Here is a 17,883-nt window from a genome sequence, read left to right as displayed (position 1 = left end):
CTCCAGCGCGACGCCGACGCCCGCGCCGACCGCCACGACGCCGGCGCCGCAGCCGACCGCCAGCGCGCCCGCGCAGAGCGTCGCGCCGCCGAGCGTCGGGCCCGCACCGACCGCCCCGTCGTCCGTCCCGACGGCTTCGCCGCCCGCACCGGCTGCCTCGTCGGCGCCGGCAGGCCCCTCCGTGCCGCCTGCCGCGGCGGCCGCCGAGCCCTCCGACCCCGCCGAGGGCTGAGACCGGACGCGAACCGCCGGCCTCGGCGGAGCTCGTCCGATCGGGCTGCGGGCGCTCAGCCGGCGGTGCCGGTGCTGCCGTAGATCGTCACCCGGGTCCCGGTCGGCGGCGTGCTCCCGGCCGCCGGGTCGGTCCGCACGACCGTGTCCGCGGGCTGCGACGACGGCTCGTTCGGCCCGTAGGCCCAGCTGTAGCCGGCCTGGATCAGCAGCTGCGTGGCGAGGGCCTTCGGCTGCCCGGTGAGATCGGGGACGACGCCCTGCTGGATCTGCGGCTGCTGCTGCACCTGCGGCTGCTCGGGCTGCTGCGGGTACGCGGGCGCACCGTACAGGTACTGCGGGTCCGGCTGCGGCCAGTCGGTCGCGCCGCCGTAGTCGGCGTTCACCGCGGTCTGGATGTCCTTCCAGACGCAGTGCCGCGCGGCGGCGGCCGTCCCGTTGCCGCTCGTGTAGCACGGCGTGGCGGCGAAGGAGGTCTCGCGCAGGCTCTGCGGCGTGGTGCCCGCCTGCCGCAGGTTCCCGATCCAGACGGAGGTCGTGGCCTTCGAGGTGGAACCCGTCATCCAGGTGTCGTACGCGTCGTCCGTGGTCCCCGTCTTGCCGAACTCGTAGAGGCCGTCTGCGGTGTTGTCGCCGCCCGCGGTCCCGCCCTGGAACACCCCGCGGAGCGCGTACACGGCCGCGTCCGCCACCCCGGGGTCGACCGCCTGCGTGCACGTCGTGCCCGGGACGTCGATCTGCGAGCCGTCCGTCTTGACGACCTTCTCGATCGCGACCGGGCTGCAGTACTTCCCCCGGTTCGCGATCCCGGCGTACGCCGCGGCGATCGACACCGGGGAGACGGTGTAGGCGCCGCCGATGATGAACGGCGCCTGCGTCCTCGGCTCGGCCGTGCCGCTCACCGGCTGCACGCCGAAGTCCTCCGCCACCTGCTGGATGTCGCAGAGGTCGAGCTGCTGCGCCATCCGGACGAAGGTGCCGTTGATCGAGCGGGCGGTGCCGTTCAGCACCGTCTGGTAGCCGCCCTCGTCCGGGGTGTCGTTCTTGAAGGGGTAGGGCTCGCCGCGGTAGGGCTGCCCGCACGCGGTGAAGTCGCCGACGGTGCCCGGGTTCGAGTCGACCGTCTCGTTCAGCGTGTGGCCCTGCTTGAGCCAGTCGAGCAGGGTGAAGACCTTGAACGTCGATCCCGGCTGGAAGCCGCCGCTGTGGCCGAGCGTCGAGCCCGCGGTGTAGTTGATCCCGGTGCTGCCCGGCCCGCCCTTCCCGTAGGTGAACCGCTTGTTCGTCACCATGGTCAGGATCCGGCCGGTGCCGACCTCGACGGACACGGCGGCGCCGCCCACGTTCCACCCCTCCGCGGTGCGCGGCACGTAGGTCGACATGGCGGTCTTCGCCTTGCCCTGCGCGGCGAGGTCGAGGGTCGTGTAGATCTTCCACCCCGCGGTCTGCAGCTTCGCCTGCCGAGCGGCCCGGGTGGCGCCGTAGGTCTTGTCGTTCAGCACGGTGTTCACGACGTAGTCGCAGAAGAAGGCGGCGGACCCGGCGGTCTGGCACCCGGAGGCCGTCGGGGTGATCTTCGGCTCGGTCTTCGACGCCTTCGCCTCGTCGTACTGCGCCTTCGTGATCAGGTCGTTCCGCAGCTCGACGCCGAGGATGTAGTCGCGCCGCTCCGTGTTGCGGGCGAGGTTGTCCGCGTTGTCGAGACGCAGCGCCTGCGGGTTGTTCACGATCGCCATCAGCGACGCCGCCTGCGCGACGGTCAGGTCCTTCGCCGAGGTGTCGAAGTAGTACTTCGCCGCCGACTCGATGCCGTAGACCTGACCGCCGAACCCGGCGATGTTCAGGTAGCCGAGCAGGATCTGGTCCTTGGAGTACTTCTTCTCGAGGGCGATGGCGAGCCGCGCCTCGCGCAGCTTCCTGCCCACGGACGCGTCGGTGCAGACGGCGTAGGCCGCGTCCACCTGCTGCTGCGTCGGCAGGTTCTCGGCCTCCTGCACGCAGACGTTCTTGACGTACTGCTGCGTGATCGTCGAGGCGCCCTGCAGGTCCTCGCCCAGCAGGTTCGCGACCGCGGCGCGGACGATGCCGACCGGGTCGACCGCGCCGTGCTCGTAGAACCGGACGTCCTCACCGGCGATCGCCGCGTTCTTCACCGACGCCGGGACCTGGTCCCAGTCCACGACCTCGCGGTTCTGCGCGAAGAAGGACGCGATGCGGACGTCCTTGTCGCCGTCCTTCGCGTAGATCTCGGTCTTCTGGTCCAGCTTCGCGATCTCGAGGTCCTCCGGCACCTCGCCGAAGATGCCGGTGCCGCTCGTGGCGGACCCTCCGGTGACGGCGATGGCGGGCGTGACCGCGACGGCGACCATGACGCCGGCGACGATGGAGACGGCGAGCATCGCGACCAGCGCCTGCGCGATCTGACCGGGGCGGGAGCGGGGTTCGGTGCCGGGCATGTCGCCTCAGATGGTACGGAAGCGGGCGGGCACGACGTGCCGAGCGCCCGGCCTCACAGCGGATCCTTCAGGGGCGCCTCAGACGCCGGCGAGCATCCGCTCGACCTCGGGCAGGCGATCCTTGGGCATCAGCACCTGGCGGGGCAGGGTGCCGGTGGCCGGGCCGACGAAGTGCTGCGTCTCGAGATCCGCGAGCAGGCGGCGTGCGCGGGAGTACGGCAGCTGCAGATCGCGCTGCAGCCGTGCGGCCGAGGCGTACTGCGTCGACACGACGAGCTGCGCGGCCCGGGCGAAGTCGCGGTAGTCGTCGCCCAGCTCGGTCTTCAGCCGGTCGAGGTCGGCACGGACCCCTCCCTCCTCGACCACCGGGGGCCGCGGGGGCGCCGGCTGCAGCGCGACGGGAGCGGTGGTGGCGAGCAGGGCGGCGGAGCGCACCGGCCGGGGCTCGTCGCCGGCGGCCGCGAACAGGTCGGCGACGGCGGCGGTGCGGGCCTCCCGATCCTGCTGCCGGCCGAGCCCGAGCACGACGACGACGCCGCACGCGAGCCCGATGACGACGCCGAGCGGCCAGAACAGGGGCAGCGTCAGCGCGACGAGGGCGAGGCCGACGAGGGTGACGGCCAGGGCGCGGCGGGGGCCTTCGGGGGCGAGGGATGAAGCGGGCACGGGGACCTCGGTGTGCGGCGGATCAGCGCGAGGCGCCGCCGGACACCGGCGGCGTCCTCGGCACGGCGCCGAGGACCGGCGCCGCGATCCATCATCCAGGTCGCTGCTGCGCCGCGCCAGGCCCCTCAGCGGATCCCAGGGCGGCGCAGCAGGGCCTCGAATCCTCCCGCTGCGCCGTCCTGCCGATCAGGCCTCCAGCAGCTCCTCGAGCGACTCCGCGTGGCCGCGGGCGACGCGGACCTGCCGCGGCTGCGTGCCCCGCGCCTCGCCGACGAAGCCCTCGGTCTCCAGCAGCTGCAGCAGGTGCTGCGCGTCGGCCGTCGTGACGCCGAGCTCGCGCCGCAGCACCGCGCTCGAGGCGGACTGCTGGCGCGTGACGACCAGCGCCGCGCGCCGGAACGCCGGCCAGTCGTCGCCGAGGCGCACCCGCAGCCGGCGGAACTCCTGCCAGAGCTCGTCCTCGTCGATGCTCAGCGCGTCGGCGATCAGCGCCTCCTCCGCCTCGGCGTGCATCCGCCGCCCCATCCGCGCGACGGCCGCGACGCCCGCGGCGAGCCCGAGGACCACGCCCGCCGGCCACCACAGCCACAGCACCGCGATCAGCCCCAGGAACGCCGCCGCCGCCATCAGGGCAGCGCGCCGCTGCCGCCGTTCGCTGTCCTCCTGCTGCCACGGCTCCTGCCGCCGGTCGATGATCGTCATCGTCGCCCCCCACTGGTCGGGCTCCAGGATCGGACGCGATCCGGCGCGTCGCACCGAGGGACGGCACCCCAGTGGAGGCGCCCCTTGAAGGGGCGTCAGCGGCGGGCTCAGGCGCGACGGATGCGGATCGGCCCCTTCGCGGTGGAGGGGTCGACCACCCGTCCGCCCTGCAGGATCTCCACCTCGCCCGCGGCGACGAGCCGGCGCGCGGCACGGCGCACGGGTTCCATCAGCGGCCGCCAGTCCTCCGCCGTCGCGCGGGCGACCTCGGAGGGGCACACCGAGGCCGACGCGGCTCGTCCCTCGAGCGCGGCGAGGATGCCGCGCTCGAGGGCGCGGTCCTCCTCCGTCACGCCGTGGCGGCGGCACGCGTCGCTGCACCACCGGACCTCGTCCCAGTCCCGCGCCCACTTGGCCCGCCACTCGATCCGGCGGCCGCAGGCCGCGCAGGTGCGCTCCTGCGGCTCGGGCGCGCGGCTCCGGTCCCGGCCCATGTCAGCCGCCGACCGGCTCGGTGGCCGCGGACAGCAGCTCCAGGTGCTGCGGGGTGAGGCGCACCCGGCCCGCGGCGAGCAGGTCCGGGACCTGGTCGACGGTCCGGGCGCTCGCGGTCGGCGCCGCCACAGTCCGCTGCGCGCGCAGCCAGGCGAGCGCGACCGCGGACACCGGCACGCCCTGCTGCTCCGCCACGTCCCGGGCCGCGTCGAGCGCCGCGACGGCTCGAGGGTCCTCGAGGTAGGCGCCGGCCTTCTTCGACCGGGCCGAGTCGACGCTGCGGCCCGGCGCGTACTTGCCGGAGAGGAAGCCGCTCGCGAGCGAGGAGTACGGCGTCTCGGCGATGCCGAGCTCGTCGAGCGTCGGCACGAGCGCCGTCTCGATGCCGCGCTCGACCAGGCTCCACAGGTCCTGCGCGACGGTGAAGGGCGTGAGGCCGGCCGCGTCGGCGACGGCGGCCGCGCTGCGCAGCCGCTCCGCGGAGAAGTTGGAGGCGCCGAGCGCGCGCACCTTGCCGTCGCGCACGAGCGCGTCGAGGGCCGACATCGTCTCCTCCTGCGGCACGGTCGGGTCGTCGCGATGCGCGAGGAGCACGTCGACGCGATCGGTGCGCAGGCGACGCAGCGAGTCGTCGACGGCGGCGGTCACGGTCGCGGCGGCGAGCCCGCGGCGGGCCTCCCAGGCGCCGATCTTCGTCATCAGCACCACGTCGTCGCGCCGCCCGCGCGAGGCGAACCACTCCCCCAGGATCGACTCCGACTCGCCGCCCGCGTTGCCGGGCAGCCACGCCGAGTACACGTCCGCCGTGTCGATCGCCCGGCCGCCGCCGTCGACGAACGCGTCGAGCACGGCGAATGACTCGTCGCGGTCCGCCGTCCACCCGAACACGTTGCCGCCGAGCACCACCGGGCCGAGGTCGAGATCCGCCACCGCTCCTCCTGTCGTCCCGCAGGACGCTACGCGCGCCCGCCGAGCGGTCGCCGTGCAGGCCGGCCGGGCAGACTCCCGGCCCGTGAGCGTCACGACGTCGACCGAGGTGGAGCTGAAGTACGCGGTGCCGGAGGGCGTGCCGATGCCGGACCTGTCCGGCGCGGACCGGGTCGTCCGCGTCGAGGCGCAGCCGGTCGCGCACCTCGAGGCGGTCTACCTCGACACCGACGACCGGGTGCTCCTGCGGGCGCGGATCGCGCTGCGGCGCCGGACCGGCGGCCACGACGCCGGGTGGCACGTGAAGCTGTCGGCGGCGGCGGGCCGGCGCGAGCTGCACGCGCCGATCGACGCCGGCGATCCGGATGCGCTGCCGGCGCCGCTCGAGCGCGCCCTCCGCTCCCGCCTCCGCGGCCGACCCGTGCGGCCGATCGCGCGGATCGCGACGGAGCGCCGCGGCGCGGTCGTCACGACGGCGGCCGGTGGCCGCGTCGAGGTCGACGACGACCTCGTGCGCGCGGAGGACGTCGCGGCCGGCACCCGCAGGGCGTGGCGGGAGTGGGAGGCGGAGCAGCTGGACGAGGACGGCGGCGCGGCGCTCGCGGTCGTCGACGCCGCGCTGCGGGCCGCGGGTGCGCGGCCGAGCGCGAGCCCGGCGAAGCTGGCGCAGGCGCTGGGCGGCGCCCTGCCGCCCGGCTCCCCCGCTCCGCGCACGATCGGTGAGCGGCTCTCGGCCCTCGTCGCACCGATGGCGGAGGACGCGCACCGCGGGCTGACGGCGCTCGTGGTCGACGGCGACCCGGACGGGTCCGCGCTGCCCGCGCTGGAGAGGACGCTGATCCGGATCCGCTCGCTGCTCGCGCCGCGGACCGTGGCGGGTCCGGCCGGCGAGGCGCTGTCCGAGCGGCTCGGCGTGCTCGCGGCCCGGCTCGACGAGGCGCGGGACCCGGCGGACGTAGCCGCGGTCGCCGACCGCCTGCTCGACGACGAGGCGCTGGGGACCTGGGCACTGCTCGACGGCTTCGCGCCCGACGGCCCGGCCGCCTCCGATCCGGCGTAGGCGCTCCCCACACCTCTTCCGCGTCGCGACGCGGCGCAGTGCTCGTGCACAGGACCGTGCCGCGTCGCGACGCGAACCGCTCGTCGGCGAAGCCTGTGGACAGGTGCCGCCGACGAAGCCGCGACCTCCGCATGATCGCCGCCATGACACGCCGCTCCCCGCTGCCGGACGACCTGCGAGGCACCGCGTTCAGTGCCGCCGCCGCACGGCGGGCCGGGGTCAGCCGGAACCGCCTCCGCGGCAAGGACCTCCTCCGCCCGTGGCACGGCGTGCGCGCCGCGGAGCGCGCGGACGACGCACTCGGGCGCTGCTCCCAGTACGCGTCCCGGCTGCGGCCGGGGCAGTTCTTCACCCACACCACCGCCGCGCAGCTGCACGGGCTGCCGCTGCCGATCGCGCTCGAGGAGGACGAGGCGGTGCACGTCGGCGCCGTCCGCCCCGCGGACGCGCCCCACGCGGCGGGCGTGGTCGGGCACCGGGTCGGTGCGCTGCCGCCCCTCGCCGCCGTGTCGGGGATGCCCGTCGTCGCGGCGCACGCGGTCTTCTGCCAGCTGGGCCGCGACCTGGGCTTCGAGGACCTCGTGGTGATCGCCGACGTGCTGCTGAACGCGACCGAGGTGGACGAGGCGGTGGCGAGGTCCCTGCTGCGGGCGCAGGTCGGCGCGGTGCGCCGCGTCGGGTCCGCCCGGCTCCTGCGGGCCGTCGACTCCGCCCGCCGCGGCAGCCGCTCGCCCGCCGAGACGCGCGTGCGCCTCCTGCTCGACGCCGCCGGCATCCCCGCGCCCGAGCTGAACGCGCGGATCCTCGACGCGGACGGCCGCTCCCTCGGCTCGCCCGACTTCGTCTGGCGGGCGCAGCGCGTCGTCCTCGAGTACGAGGGCGACGGGCACCGTGGTCAGGAGCAGTTCCGCTACGACGTGCGCCGCTACGAGGACCTCGCCGACGCGGGCTGGCGCGTCCTCCGCGCGACCGCCGACGACCTGACGGCCGAGGGCCGACGCCGGCTCGTGCAGCGGGTGCGCGCAGCCCTGGGGTGACTCGCGTCGCGACGCGGCGCAGTGGTTGCGCTCGCGACTGTGCCGCGTCGCGACACGAACGGGTCAGGCGCCGTCCGATGCGCGGCCCCGGATCCCGGCGAGCGCGACGAGGCCGCCGACCGCGAGCAGCACCGCCGTCACGATGGACGAGCGCACGTAGCCCTCGAGGGTGACCACGCCGCCGAGGATCCAGCCCGCGGTCGCCACCGTGATCAGGCCCGCCACGCGGGCGACCGCGTTGTTCACCGCGGAGCCGATGCCGCTGGACTCCGGCGGGACCGCGCCCAGCACCGCCGCCGTCAGCGGCGCGACGGTCATGGAGAGCCCGAGTCCGATCAGGACGGTGCTCGGGATCACGAACCAGAGCGCGGTCGCGGGGTCCCGCACGAACGAGGCCGTGAGCGCCCCACCCGCGGCGACGATCGGGCCCGCGGTCATGAAGCGCCGAGCGCCGAGGCGCCCCGCCAGCGCCCCGAACCGCCCCGACAGCAGGATCAGCAGCAGGGTGGAGGGCAGGCTGACGAGCGCGGCGCCGGTCGCCGGCAGCCCGACGACGCGCTGCAGGAACAGGGTCGGCACGAGCATCACGAGCCCGAGCGCGCCGTAGACGAAGAACGTCGACAGGTTGCCCCAGGCGAAGTTCCGGGCCGCGAACAGGGACGGCGGGACGAGCGGCCGCCTCGTCCGCGCGTTCCGCAGCAGGAAGCCGCCGAGCGCCACCCCGCCCGCGGCGAGCAGCACCCCCGCGACGGCGGGCGGCAGCGCGGCACCCGCGCCGGCGCCGAGCTCGATCAGTCCCACCGTCACCCCCGCGAGGCCCAGCGCGGCGAGCGCCGCCGAGGCGACGTCGATGCGCTGCCGGTCGGCCGGGCGCGCGCCGTCCGAGGTCCTGCCGAGCAGCAGCATCGCCGCAGCGGCGGGCAGCAGCCCGATCAGGAACACGCTGCGCCAGCCGACCCCGTCGACCAGGCCGCCGCCGACGACCGGCCCGAGCAGCCCGGACACGGTGGTCCAGCCCGTCCAGGTGCCGATGGCCTTCGACTGCGCGGGCCCCTCGAACACGGCGATGATCAGCGACAGCGACCCGGGCACGAGGAAGGCGCCCGCCACGCCCTGCAGCACGCGGGCGCCGATCAGCACACCGGCGGTCGGGGCGAGCGCGCACAGCGCGCTCGTGACGACGAAGGCGACGATCGCGATCCGCAGCACGCGCAGCCGACCGGCCGCGTCGGACACGGCGCCCGCGAGCAGGATCAGCGCGGAGAGCGTCAGCAGGTACCCGTCGACGACCCACTGCTGCGTGGAGACGCCGCCGCCGAGGTCGCGCTCGATCGCGGGCAGGGCGATGTTCGTGATCGAGCCGTCGAGGAACGACACGAAGGACGCGAGGATCGCGGCGGCCAGCAGGCGGCGGCGCAGGCGGTCGTCGACGACCCGGTCGATCGACTCGGTGCTCATCCCTGCAGTATGTCCATGCCGCGTCCGCCGACGGGGACCCTCGAAGGGCTAGCATCCGGGCCGTGCAGGCGACCTCTCCGCTGGCCGTACGATCCCTCGTCCCCAGCACGAGGAAGGCGCCATGACGGACCGGATCCCGACCTCCGAGGGCGGGCTCGGCGACACGGGCTCGATCGACGCCTCCGGCTGGGCCGGCGGCGTCGAGGGCCTGCCCGACCAGCGGACCGTGCCGAGCGCGTGCGCCCGCGCCCCGCGCCGGGGGCGCTTCACGCGCTGGGCGCTGCAGGGCGCCGACTCCGCGGGCAGCCACCAGGGGCCGCACGGCCGGGTGGAGCGGAAGAACTCCTGGATCCGGGTCATGTGCCTGACCGGGGTGGACTACTTCTCGACCCTCGGCTACCAGCCGGCCATCGCGGCGCTCGCCGCCGGCGCGGTCTCTCCGATCGCGACGCTCGTGCTCGTGGCCCTGACCCTGTTCGGCGCGCTGCCGGTCTACCGCCGCGTCGCGAGCGAGAGCTTCCGCGGCGAGGGCTCGATCGCGATGCTCGAGCGGCTGCTCCCCTGGTGGGGCGGCAAGCTGTTCGTGCTCGTGCTGCTCGGCTTCGCGGGCACCGCCTTCATCATCACGATCACGCTCTCCGCCGCCGACGCGGCCGAGCACGCGGTGCACAACTCGCTGGTGCCGGAGTCGCTGGGCTTCCTCCAGCTGCCGATCACGCTGCTGCTGATCCTGCTGCTCGGGGCCGTGTTCCTCCGCGGCTTCCACGAGGCGATCGGCATCGCGGTGGTCCTCGTCGTCGTCTACCTCGGGATGAACGCCGCGGTCATCGTGAACTCGTTCCTGCTGATCGCGCAGCGCCCCCGCGTGTTCGGCGAATGGCAGGCCGCGATGCTCGGGCAGGGCGGCAGCCCGATCGGCGTCCTGCTCGTCGCCCTGTTCGTCTTCCCGCAGCTGGCGCTCGGCCTCTCCGGGTTCGAGACCGGGGTCACGGTCATCCCGCAGATCAAGGGCGAGCAGGACCGGCCGGGCGCGCGGCCGCTGCGCCGGATCGCCGGCGGGAAGAACCTGCTGACCACCGCCGCCATCACGATGAGCGTCTTCCTCGTGACCTCGAGCCTCGTCACGACGCTGCTGATCCCCGCGCAGGAGTTCCAGCCGGGCGGCGAGGCGAACGGGCGGGCGCTCGCCTACCTCGCCCACCAGCACATGGGCCCGGTTTTCGCGACCCTGTACGACGCCTCGACGATCGCGATCCTCTGGTTCGCCGGCGCCTCCGCGATGGCGGGCCTGCTGAACATCGTGCCGCGCTACCTGCCCCGCTACGGCATGGCGCCCGCGTGGGCGCGGGCGGTGCGGCCGCTCGTGCTCGTCTTCACTGCTATCGCGGTGCTCGTCACCTTCGCCTTCGGCGCCTCCGTCGACCGGCAGGGCGGCGCCTACGCGACCGGCGTGCTCGTGCTCATCACGTCCGCCGCGGTCGCGGTGACCCTGTCCGCCCGCCGGAAGCGCCAGTGGCGGTGGGTGGCCTGGTTCGGCTTCGTCGCGGTCGTGCTCGCCTACACGCTCGTCGTGAACGTGCAGCAGCGACCCGACGGCCTCCGGATCGCGCTGCTGTTCATCGTCGGCATCCTGCTCGTCTCCCTCGTCTCGCGGGTGCGCCGCTCGTTCGAGATCCGGGCGACGAGCGTGGAGTTCGACGAGCAGGCGCTCCAGTTCCTCGCCGAGGCCGAGCACTTCGGCGAGGTGCACCTGGTGGCGAACGAGCACGACACCGGCGACGCCGAGGAGTACCGCATCAAGGCGAAGGAGGAGCGGCGGGACAGCAACATCCCCGGCCGCGCCTCGATCATCTTCCTCGAGGTGCTGAAGAGCGACTCCTCCGACTTCGAGGAGGACCTCGTCGTCGCCGGGGTCGTCCGGCACGGCTTCCGGGTGCTGACGGTGCGGAGCGGCAACGTGCCGAACACGATCGCGACGGTGCTGCTGCAGATCCGCAACCTCACCGGGATCGTCCCGCACGTCTACTTCGAGTGGACCGAGGGCAACCCGATCTCGAACATGTTCCGCTTCCTCGTCTCCGGCGAGGGCGAGGTCGCCCCGGTGACGCGGGAGGTGCTGCGCGAGACCGAGCCGGACGTGCGCCGGCGCCCGATGGTCCACGTCAGCTGACCCGCGCCGCGAGCGCGTCAGCAGGAACCGGGAGCGACGGCAGGAGCAGGAGCGCGCTCGGTTCCTGCTGACGCTCCTCGTTCCTGCTGACGATCGCGGTCCCTCGCCGAGGGGTACGTGCGCTGCAGGCCTCCCGGCCGCGGTCGAGGCGGGGGCGGGAAGATCGCGGCGTGGCGGACGACCTCGGACCGGACGACCTCGGCATCGACGTGGCGCGGAGCGACCAGCAGCTGTTCCGCTGGTTCCTCGCCTCCCTCCTCTTCGGCCGCAACATCCGGCAGCAGCAGGCGGCGAGGACGTACTCGGTGCTGATCGACCACGGGCTGACGAGCCCCGCGCGGTTCGCGGATCTCGAGCACGAGGAGCTGTCCCGGCTGCTCGACGAGGGCGGCTACGACCGCTTCGACGACCAGATGGCCGACGAGCTGCAGCGGGTGATGTCCGGCGTGCACGACGACTGGGGCTCGGTGCACCGCCTCGTGGCGACGGCGGCGGACCGCGCCGTGGCGGAGCGGCGGATGACGGCCTACAAGGGCGTCGGCCCGACGACGGCGCGCATCTTCCTCGACGAGGTGCCCGCCGGCGTCTACGCCTCCGCCTGACCGCGCCCGGCGCCTGCCCGCGCGCCCAGCGGTGCGTCGCGCCCCCTTCGGCTGAGGCACGGGGTCCTCCCAGCACCCGGCCCGCCAGGCTTCCGGACCGTGACGACCACGGAGACCGAGATCGAGGAGGGCCGCGGGCTCTCGGTGCGCGGCCGCGAGGGGCGGGACATCGAGCGCGCGGCGCGGGAGGTGTTCGGCTGGGACCCGCTGCGACCGGGCATCGCGCGAGCCGTCGCGGACGTGATCGACGGCGCCGACGTGCTCGGGGTGATGCCGACCGGGTACGGCAAGAGCGCCGTCTACCAGCTCGCCGGGGCCATCCTGCCGGGCACCGTCGTCGTGGTGTCGCCGCTGATCGCCCTCCAGGCCGACCAGGTCGCGGGGCTGAACGACCGGGAGGGCACGCGGCCGGCGGCGATCGTGAACTCGACCGTGCCGGCGGCGCGGACGCGCGAGGCGTGGGAGCGGCTCGCGGACGGCTCGCTCGGCTACCTCTTCCTCGCGCCGGAGCAGCTGGCGAACGAGGAGGTCGTCGAGCGCCTCGCCGCCGCGGACGTCGCCGTCTTCGTCGTCGACGAGGCCCACTGCGTCTCCAGCTGGGGGCACGACTTCCGGCCGGACTACCTGCGGCTCGGGGAGGTGGCCGGACGGCTCGGCGGCGACGGGGGCCGGCCGCCGGTGCTCGCCCTGACCGCGACCGGGTCCCGCCCGGTGCGGGAGGAGATCGTGCAGCGGCTCGGCATGTTCGACGCGCGGATCCTCACCCACGGCTTCGACCGGCCGAACATCCACCTCTCCGTGCGCCGGTACGAGGAGGAGCGCGACAAGGTCGAGGCGGTGCTCGACGACGTGGAGCAGCTGCAGAAGCCCGGCCTGCTCTACGTCGCGACGAAGAAGGGCACCGAGGTCTTCGCGGAACGCCTCGCCGAGCGCGGGATGCGGGCCGCGGCCTACCACGGCGGGCTGCCGGCGAAGCGGCGGCGCGAGCTGCACGCGGCGTTCCACGACGGCGAGTACGACGTCGTCGTGGCGACCAGCGCCTTCGGTATGGGCATCGACAAGTCCGACGTGCGCTTCGTGGTGCACGCGGCGATCCCCGAGTCCGTCGACGAGTACTACCAGGAGCTCGGGCGCGCGGGCCGCGACGGGGAGCCGGCCGCCGCGAAGCTGCACTACCGCGAGGAGGACCTGGGCCTCCGGAAGTTCTTCGGGGCGACCAAGCCGAAGCGCAAGGAGCTGGAGCGCTTCGTCGCGGCGGCGAACGGCCGCGAGTCGCTGAAGGAGATCGCGGAGGCGCTGGACGTCACGCAGCGGCGGGCGATGACGCTCGCGAACCTGCTCGCCGACGCGAGGGTCGCGGAGCTCTCCGGCCGGGAGGTGCGGCTGACGGAGACGAACGCGTCGAAGGCCGCGGACGCCGCGCTCGAGGCCGCCGAGGCGCGGCAGCGGATCGACGAGTCGCGGCTCGCGATGGTGCGGCAGTACGCGGAGACCCGCGGCTGCCGGCGCCAGTTCGTGCTCGGCTACTTCGGCGACGAGACCTCCGGCCCCTGCGGGCGCTGCGACACCTGCGACGACGGCTCCGCGCAGCGGATCGCGGAGTCGCGCGGCGCCGACGACGAGGCGCCGTTCCCCGTCGACAGCGAGGTGCGGCACGCGCAGTGGGGCGGCGGCCGGGTGATGAGCGTCGAGGACGACCGGGTGACCGTCTTCTTCGAGACCGAGGGCTACCGCACGCTCTCGCTCGCCGCGGTCGCCGAGCACGACCTGCTGGAGCGGGCGTGAGGGCCGCGGACGCGACCGGCGTCCAGCGGTGCCTTCCTAGGCTTGCGGCATGAGCGACACGAACGAGGCGGAGGGCGTCGGCGCGGCCGACCCGATCACGGGCATCACGGGGGCGAAGGACGACCTGGCCGCGTCCGCGCAGCTGCCCGACACCGGGGTGGAGGACGGCGACGCCGAGGAGGAGTCGGACGGCGGCGAGGCCGCGGACGTCGCCTCCGGCGACCACGAGGCGATCCAGGCGGAGTCGATGGAGACCGTGACGAACGACGCGGTCGCGGGCGACACGGTCTACCCGGGCCCCGGCGACGGCAACGACGGCCCGACCGGCGGCGCGCCCGGCGAGGTCACCCCGATCCAGCCCGAGAACGAGGTCGACCCGGGCTCGATCGACCTCGACGACGAGCGGTAGGCCGCTAGCCGCGCGGGCGGTCGGGGCCGACGGCGACGTTGCCGACGAAGAGGTCGCAGCGGACGCCGGAGGCGTCCCGCACCGTCAGGCGCAGGGCGGACTGGGTCGCGACGCCGGCGGAGTACGCGCCGGTCCACGAGGACGCGGCGTCCGTCGCCCGCTGCGCGGCCGTGAGCCGCACGACGCCCGGCACGGCGGCGAGGTCGGTGCGGAGCGCCGCGGCCGCGTCGCTCGCCAGGGCGTTCAGCGCCGAGTCGGGCGCCGCGGCGGCGGCGGGACCGAGGTAGGCGCTCGCGACGGAGGAGGCGACCCCGGGCAGCGTGCCGAGCGCGGTCGTCACGGCGCCGACCAGCCCCGACTGCAGGGTGGCGAGGCTGAGCGCGGTCACGGTGACCGTCGGCATCACCGTGCCCGCCGCCCAGGCCGCGGCGGAGCCGGAGGCCGTGTAGGCGACGGTGGCGGCGGGCACCCCGGTGACGGACACGGTCGCCGAGGCGCCGACCGTCACGAGCGCGCCCTCCCTCGCGCTCGTGACCGCCGCGGCCGTCGCCGTCGCCTGGTCCTGCAGCGCCTGCCCGGCCGCGGAGGCGCCGGCCGCAGCGGTCGTGGTCGTCAGCACGGCGGCGTCCACGCCCGCCGCGGCGGGTCGCAGGTCGAAGGCGAGGGCGCCGCTGCCGGTGTCGAGCGCCGCGACGCCGCTCGACCGGACCGCGCCGATCGAGGCGGCGATGCCGCCGGTGGCGGGGGCGATCGAGGCGGAGCCGCTCGACGGACCAGCGGTGCCGACGGACAGCACGCCGCTGAGCGCGGTCGCGAGCGCGTCCCCGGCCGACTGCGCGACGGCGCCCGTCGCCGCGGTCGCCGCGGTCGCCAGGGCCGAGGCGGCGCCCGTCGCCCGGGTGCCGATGCCGTCGAGCGCGGTCGTGACCGCCGCGTCCCGCAGCCGCAGGGTGAGCGCGCCGACGGCCGTGCTGCGCGAGAGCGCGTCGGCGGCGCCCCAGCCCGCCGCGCAGCCGTCGAGGCTCGCGGACGCGATCGGCGCGCCGACCTCCACCCGCACGTCGTCGAGGCCGGGTAGCAGGGACGTCGCGGACGGGCTGCGGGCGAGCAGGCCGCTCACGTCGATCACGCCGAGCGGCGTCGCGCCTCCCGCCGTCGCGCTCGAGGCGCCGGTGCCGGTGGTGCTCGCGGACTGCGCCCAGGACCCTCCGGAGGTGAGCGTCAGCGGCAGCGCCGTCCCCGACGCGGTCGGCACGGCACCGGTGTCCGCGGTCCGGAGCGGCTTCGCGAGGGCGGCGGAGTCGATCCGCGGCCCGAGCACGACGCCGGCGGTCGAGCCCGTGCCGAGCGGGACGCCCTGGACGCTGCCGGCCAGCAGCGCGGACGCGGCGCTCGCCGTGTAGAGACCGGTCGCCGAGCAGTCCGACGGCGCGACGGTCACGGGGGCCGCGGCGTACTCGGCCTCCTGCCACGCCGCGGTGACGGGCCGCAGCGCCCCGGGCGCGAGCAGCACGCCGGCGGCGAGCAGCGCGAGGCCGACGCGGCGCATCAGGCGGGGACGGGCGCGACGACCGTCCTGCGCCGCGGCCAGAGCGCCCAGAGCACCGCGCCGCCCGCGAGGACGGCGGCGGTGCCCGCGACCAGCGGCGAGTTCACGAGCCGCAGCATCCAGAGCACCGGGGGCAGCGGCAGGACGACGCGCGAGACGTGCCCGACGACGTAGGGCACCGGGTCGGCGACGCGGTTGGCGTCGCCCCGCAGCCGCAGCTCCGCCCGGTCGCCGCTGACGCGGACGTCCACGACGCGGTGCGTGATCGGCAGGCGTCCCGGCCGGTCGACCGTCACCACGTCCCCGACCCGGATCCCGTCGAGCGGGACCCGCTGCGCCACCGCGACGGCCCCCTGCGGGAATGCGGGCGTCATCGACCCGGTCGCGAAGACGACGAGGTCGAGCCCGAGCACGACGCCGACGAGACGCGCGAGCAGCACCGCGGCACCGATCGCCGCGACGAGGACGAGCCCCGCGTCGAGCACCCGCGTGGTCGCGCTACTGGACGGACGTCGCACTGAACTTCCAGACCGGGCTGATCTGGGCACCGCCGAGTGTGCGGCTGAGGCCTGCGGCGAGCTTCACGCGGAAGCAGACGCCCACCGCGGTGCCGGCGCCGTCGTTGATGCCGGGGACGCCGGCGGCCAGGTCGAAGCTCGAACTGTCGGAAGTCAGTTGCGCGCCGAGTCGGCTCCCCGCGGTGATTGGCGTGCCGCCAGTGAACACGCCGCTCTGGCAGGCGGTCCGGTCGATGCCGGAGGTGGCGTCGTACGTCACCGTCGCAGGGCCGTTCAGCAGATCCGTCCCGAGCAGGCCCTTGTCGTCGCCCCCGGCGCTGATCGAGAAGTTCGACATCGTCACCCTCGCCGCGAGCGAGTCCTTGGCGGTACGCAGCCCGATCCAGGAGGTGATCGAGCCGTCCGGCGTCAGCTGCACGTTCGTGAGCGTGCCCCTCAGGGCGCTGACGAGCGCCGTCGGGGTCGACGACGTCGAATCGGCGCCGGACCACGTCTCCCCGTCGAGCGAGGTCTGCACGTTGAAGCTCGAGAGCTTCACGCCGAGCCCCGCGTACTCGTCGTCCTGCCACGCCGCGAGCGTGGTGACCGTGCCGCCGAGCAGCACCACGCCGCTCGCCAGCACCGCCAGCGTCTTCCTGCTGCGACTCCGCACCGCGGGCCTCCTCGACTCGTGCCGATCCGTCGGGAGCACGCTCCGGCCTCGCTGCGCGGCGACGCCCCGGCCGCGCCGCCGCTGCACGCGATGCGTCCCGGCCCGCACGAGCGGCGTCGCCCGGACGAGGGCCGTCGCGGTCGGACCCGGTGCGGAAGGCGGGTCAGCGCGCGGCGTCGGGCAGCGGCCGGTCCTGCAGGACGAGGTCGAGGTAGTCGTTCACCGTCACGCCGTACCGCTGCTTGAACGCGCGGGTCAGCTGGTCGCGCCCGGCGAAGCCGAAGCGAGCCGCGAGGTCTGCGACCCGCACCCAGCGACGCTCCGAGCGCAGCTGGTGCGCGATCGCGTCCACCCGGCGCTCCCGGATGTAGCGCGCGACCGACTCGTCGCCCTGGTTGAACACCCGGTGCACCCAGCGCAGGCTCACGTCGAACTCGGCGGCGAGCCGCCTCGGGCCGAGGTCCGTCTCGCCGAGGTGCCGGTCGATGTAGGCGATCATCTGCTCCCGCAGGTCGCCCATCCCCGACGTGCCGCTCGGGATCGCCTCCTCGAGCAGGGCGGACGCGAGCACGCCGATCGCCTTCGCCGTCGCGACCGGGGGCTGCACGCCGTCCTCGCGGATCGCCGCGGTCAGCCGGTCGAGCAGGGCGACGAAGCCGGCGGTGAGCGTCGTCGCCGGCAGCGGGCCGTCCCCGAGCGGGGAGGGACCGCGCAGCCAGACCGGCATCGCCTCCTCCAGCAGCACCACGCGGGCGATGCGCATCCCGCCGGGGGCGGAGAGGCGCACGGACCGGCCCGCGTGGAAGAGGTGGACGGAGCCGGGCTCGGCGGAGTACGCGGTCTCGTCCAGCTCGTAGCGGATCCGGCCGCCGATGATCGCGTTCAGGCAGGCGGTGCCCGGCTCGTTCGGCCGCGGTCGTCCCGAGACGGGCGTGGAGCGCCATTCCGACAGCTGCACGCCGTCGATCGAGGTCGAGGTCCACTCCGCCCGGAACAGGCGGGGGTCGGGCGTCAGCCAGTCCGCCCCGGTCTGCCGGAACCGCTGGAAGCCGTCGACGCCGGACCACGTCTGCGCGACGCGGAGCTGCTCGTCGATCAAGGCCACGGTGCCGGGCGCCCTTCCTCGGGATCTCGTGCCCACACCATTCCCCGATCCGGCTGGTGTC

Annotated in this window: 16 protein-coding genes and 1 pseudogene; 7 read left to right on the top strand and 10 right to left on the bottom strand. The window is 75.1% G+C overall.

The annotated features are described in order from the left end of the window. A pseudogene (locus ACFSBI_RS05860) lies at nt 1-232 on the top strand (M23 family peptidase); the annotation flags it as partial. 55 nt (nt 233-287) lie between these two features. Here ACFSBI_RS05860 and ACFSBI_RS05855 read toward each other — a convergent pair. The 5 genes from ACFSBI_RS05855 to ACFSBI_RS05835 all read right to left on the bottom strand — a co-directional run bounded on the left by ACFSBI_RS05855 (nt 288) and on the right by ACFSBI_RS05835 (nt 5,480). After that, entirely contained in the window at nt 288-2,687 is a 2,400-nt protein-coding gene (locus ACFSBI_RS05855; RefSeq protein WP_377932969.1) for a penicillin-binding protein, read from the bottom strand. Nucleotides 2,688-2,765: 78 nt separating this feature from the next. Further along, nucleotides 2,766-3,353 (bottom strand): DNA translocase FtsK, encoded by a 588-nt coding sequence (locus tag ACFSBI_RS05850; RefSeq protein WP_377932967.1) that lies wholly within the window; start codon nt 3,351-3,353, stop codon nt 2,766-2,768. 186 nt (nt 3,354-3,539) lie between these two features. Further along, nucleotides 3,540-4,055, bottom strand: a complete 516-nt coding sequence (locus tag ACFSBI_RS05845) for a DNA translocase FtsK (RefSeq protein ID WP_377932965.1) — start codon at nt 4,053-4,055, stop codon at nt 3,540-3,542. Between the two features lie 107 nt (nt 4,056-4,162). Beyond that, a complete protein-coding gene (locus tag ACFSBI_RS05840; RefSeq protein ID WP_377932963.1) occupies nt 4,163-4,549 on the bottom strand; it encodes a DUF3253 domain-containing protein in 387 nt (128 codons plus the stop codon). A gap of 1 nt (nt 4,550) precedes the next feature. After that, nucleotides 4,551-5,480, bottom strand: a complete 930-nt coding sequence (locus tag ACFSBI_RS05835) for an aldo/keto reductase (RefSeq protein WP_377932961.1) — start codon at nt 5,478-5,480, stop codon at nt 4,551-4,553. Nucleotides 5,481-5,562: 82 nt separating this feature from the next. Between ACFSBI_RS05835 and ACFSBI_RS05830 the strand changes: the two genes are divergently transcribed. Then, complete coding sequence (locus ACFSBI_RS05830) at nt 5,563-6,537, top strand: CYTH domain-containing protein (protein ID WP_377932959.1); 975 nt, start codon at nt 5,563-5,565, stop codon at nt 6,535-6,537. A 143-nt stretch (nt 6,538-6,680) separates the two neighbouring features. Next, nucleotides 6,681-7,574: a DUF559 domain-containing protein gene (locus ACFSBI_RS05825; protein WP_377932957.1), complete on the top strand. Its 894-nt coding sequence runs from the start codon at nt 6,681-6,683 to the stop codon at nt 7,572-7,574. Nucleotides 7,575-7,637: 63 nt separating this feature from the next. On the opposite strand, the gene ACFSBI_RS05820 is transcribed toward ACFSBI_RS05825, so the two are convergent. After that, complete coding sequence (locus ACFSBI_RS05820) at nt 7,638-9,032, bottom strand: MFS transporter (RefSeq protein ID WP_377932955.1); 1,395 nt, start codon at nt 9,030-9,032, stop codon at nt 7,638-7,640. 121 nt (nt 9,033-9,153) lie between these two features. Between ACFSBI_RS05820 and ACFSBI_RS05815 the strand changes: the two genes are divergently transcribed. The 4 genes from ACFSBI_RS05815 (at nt 9,154) to ACFSBI_RS05800 (ending at nt 13,998) form a co-directional block, all read left to right on the top strand. Continuing rightward, nucleotides 9,154-11,202: an APC family permease gene (locus ACFSBI_RS05815; protein ID WP_377932953.1), complete on the top strand. Its 2,049-nt coding sequence runs from the start codon at nt 9,154-9,156 to the stop codon at nt 11,200-11,202. Nucleotides 11,203-11,372: 170 nt separating this feature from the next. Continuing rightward, nucleotides 11,373-11,804 carry a hypothetical protein gene (locus tag ACFSBI_RS05810; RefSeq protein ID WP_377932952.1) on the top strand — a complete coding sequence of 144 codons (432 nt, stop codon included), beginning with the start codon at nt 11,373-11,375 and terminating at the stop codon, nt 11,802-11,804. Between the two features lie 99 nt (nt 11,805-11,903). Continuing rightward, complete coding sequence (locus ACFSBI_RS05805) at nt 11,904-13,589, top strand: RecQ family ATP-dependent DNA helicase (RefSeq protein ID WP_377932950.1); 1,686 nt, start codon at nt 11,904-11,906, stop codon at nt 13,587-13,589. A gap of 49 nt (nt 13,590-13,638) precedes the next feature. Further along, nucleotides 13,639-13,998 carry a hypothetical protein gene (locus ACFSBI_RS05800; RefSeq protein WP_377932949.1) on the top strand — a complete coding sequence of 120 codons (360 nt, stop codon included), beginning with the start codon at nt 13,639-13,641 and terminating at the stop codon, nt 13,996-13,998. 4 nt (nt 13,999-14,002) lie between these two features. On the opposite strand, the gene ACFSBI_RS05795 is transcribed toward ACFSBI_RS05800, so the two are convergent. From ACFSBI_RS05795 to ACFSBI_RS05780, 4 genes are all read right to left on the bottom strand, one after another. Further along, nucleotides 14,003-15,547, bottom strand: a complete 1,545-nt coding sequence (locus ACFSBI_RS05795; protein ID WP_377932947.1) for a hypothetical protein — start codon at nt 15,545-15,547, stop codon at nt 14,003-14,005. Further along, nucleotides 15,547-16,032, bottom strand: a complete 486-nt coding sequence (locus tag ACFSBI_RS05790; RefSeq protein ID WP_377932945.1) for a signal peptidase I — start codon at nt 16,030-16,032, stop codon at nt 15,547-15,549. The genes ACFSBI_RS05795 and ACFSBI_RS05790 overlap by 1 nt, the downstream gene beginning before the upstream one ends. Before the next feature lie 13 nt (nt 16,033-16,045). Next, nucleotides 16,046-16,717, bottom strand: coding sequence for a hypothetical protein (locus tag ACFSBI_RS05785; RefSeq protein WP_377932943.1), 672 nt, complete (start codon nt 16,715-16,717; stop codon nt 16,046-16,048). A 163-nt stretch (nt 16,718-16,880) separates the two neighbouring features. Then, on the bottom strand, nt 16,881-17,822 hold the full coding sequence (locus ACFSBI_RS05780; RefSeq protein ID WP_377932941.1) for a helix-turn-helix domain-containing protein: 942 nt from the start codon (nt 17,820-17,822) through the stop codon (nt 16,881-16,883). Nucleotides 17,823-17,883: the final 61 nt, after the last annotated feature.

Origin of the sequence: Amnibacterium endophyticum (assembly GCF_042680685.1) — a bacterium.
In the GTDB taxonomy this organism is placed as follows: domain Bacteria; phylum Actinomycetota; class Actinomycetes; order Actinomycetales; family Microbacteriaceae; genus Amnibacterium; species Amnibacterium endophyticum.
The sequence above is the reverse complement of the archived record's forward strand: the minus strand, read 5'-3'. Positions and strand labels throughout refer to the sequence as shown.

Bases quoted from the DNA above. Each gene is read 5' to 3' on its own strand.
- ACFSBI_RS05855 (WP_377932969.1), bottom strand. From the start codon at position 2,687: ATGCCCGGCACCGAACCCCGCTCCCGCCCCGGTCAGATCGCGCAGGCG.
- ACFSBI_RS05845 (WP_377932965.1), bottom strand. From the start codon at position 4,055: ATGACGATCATCGACCGGCGGCAGGAGCCGTGGCAGCAGGAGGACAGC.
- ACFSBI_RS05840 (WP_377932963.1), bottom strand. From the start codon at position 4,549: ATGGGCCGGGACCGGAGCCGCGCGCCCGAGCCGCAGGAGCGCACCTGC.
- ACFSBI_RS05825 (WP_377932957.1), top strand. From the start codon at position 6,681: ATGACACGCCGCTCCCCGCTGCCGGACGACCTGCGAGGCACCGCGTTC.
- ACFSBI_RS05820 (WP_377932955.1), bottom strand. From the start codon at position 9,032: ATGAGCACCGAGTCGATCGACCGGGTCGTCGACGACCGCCTGCGCCGC.
- ACFSBI_RS05815 (WP_377932953.1), top strand. From the start codon at position 9,154: ATGACGGACCGGATCCCGACCTCCGAGGGCGGGCTCGGCGACACGGGC.
- ACFSBI_RS05800 (WP_377932949.1), top strand. From the start codon at position 13,639: ATGAGCGACACGAACGAGGCGGAGGGCGTCGGCGCGGCCGACCCGATC.
- ACFSBI_RS05795 (WP_377932947.1), bottom strand. From the start codon at position 15,547: ATGCGCCGCGTCGGCCTCGCGCTGCTCGCCGCCGGCGTGCTGCTCGCG.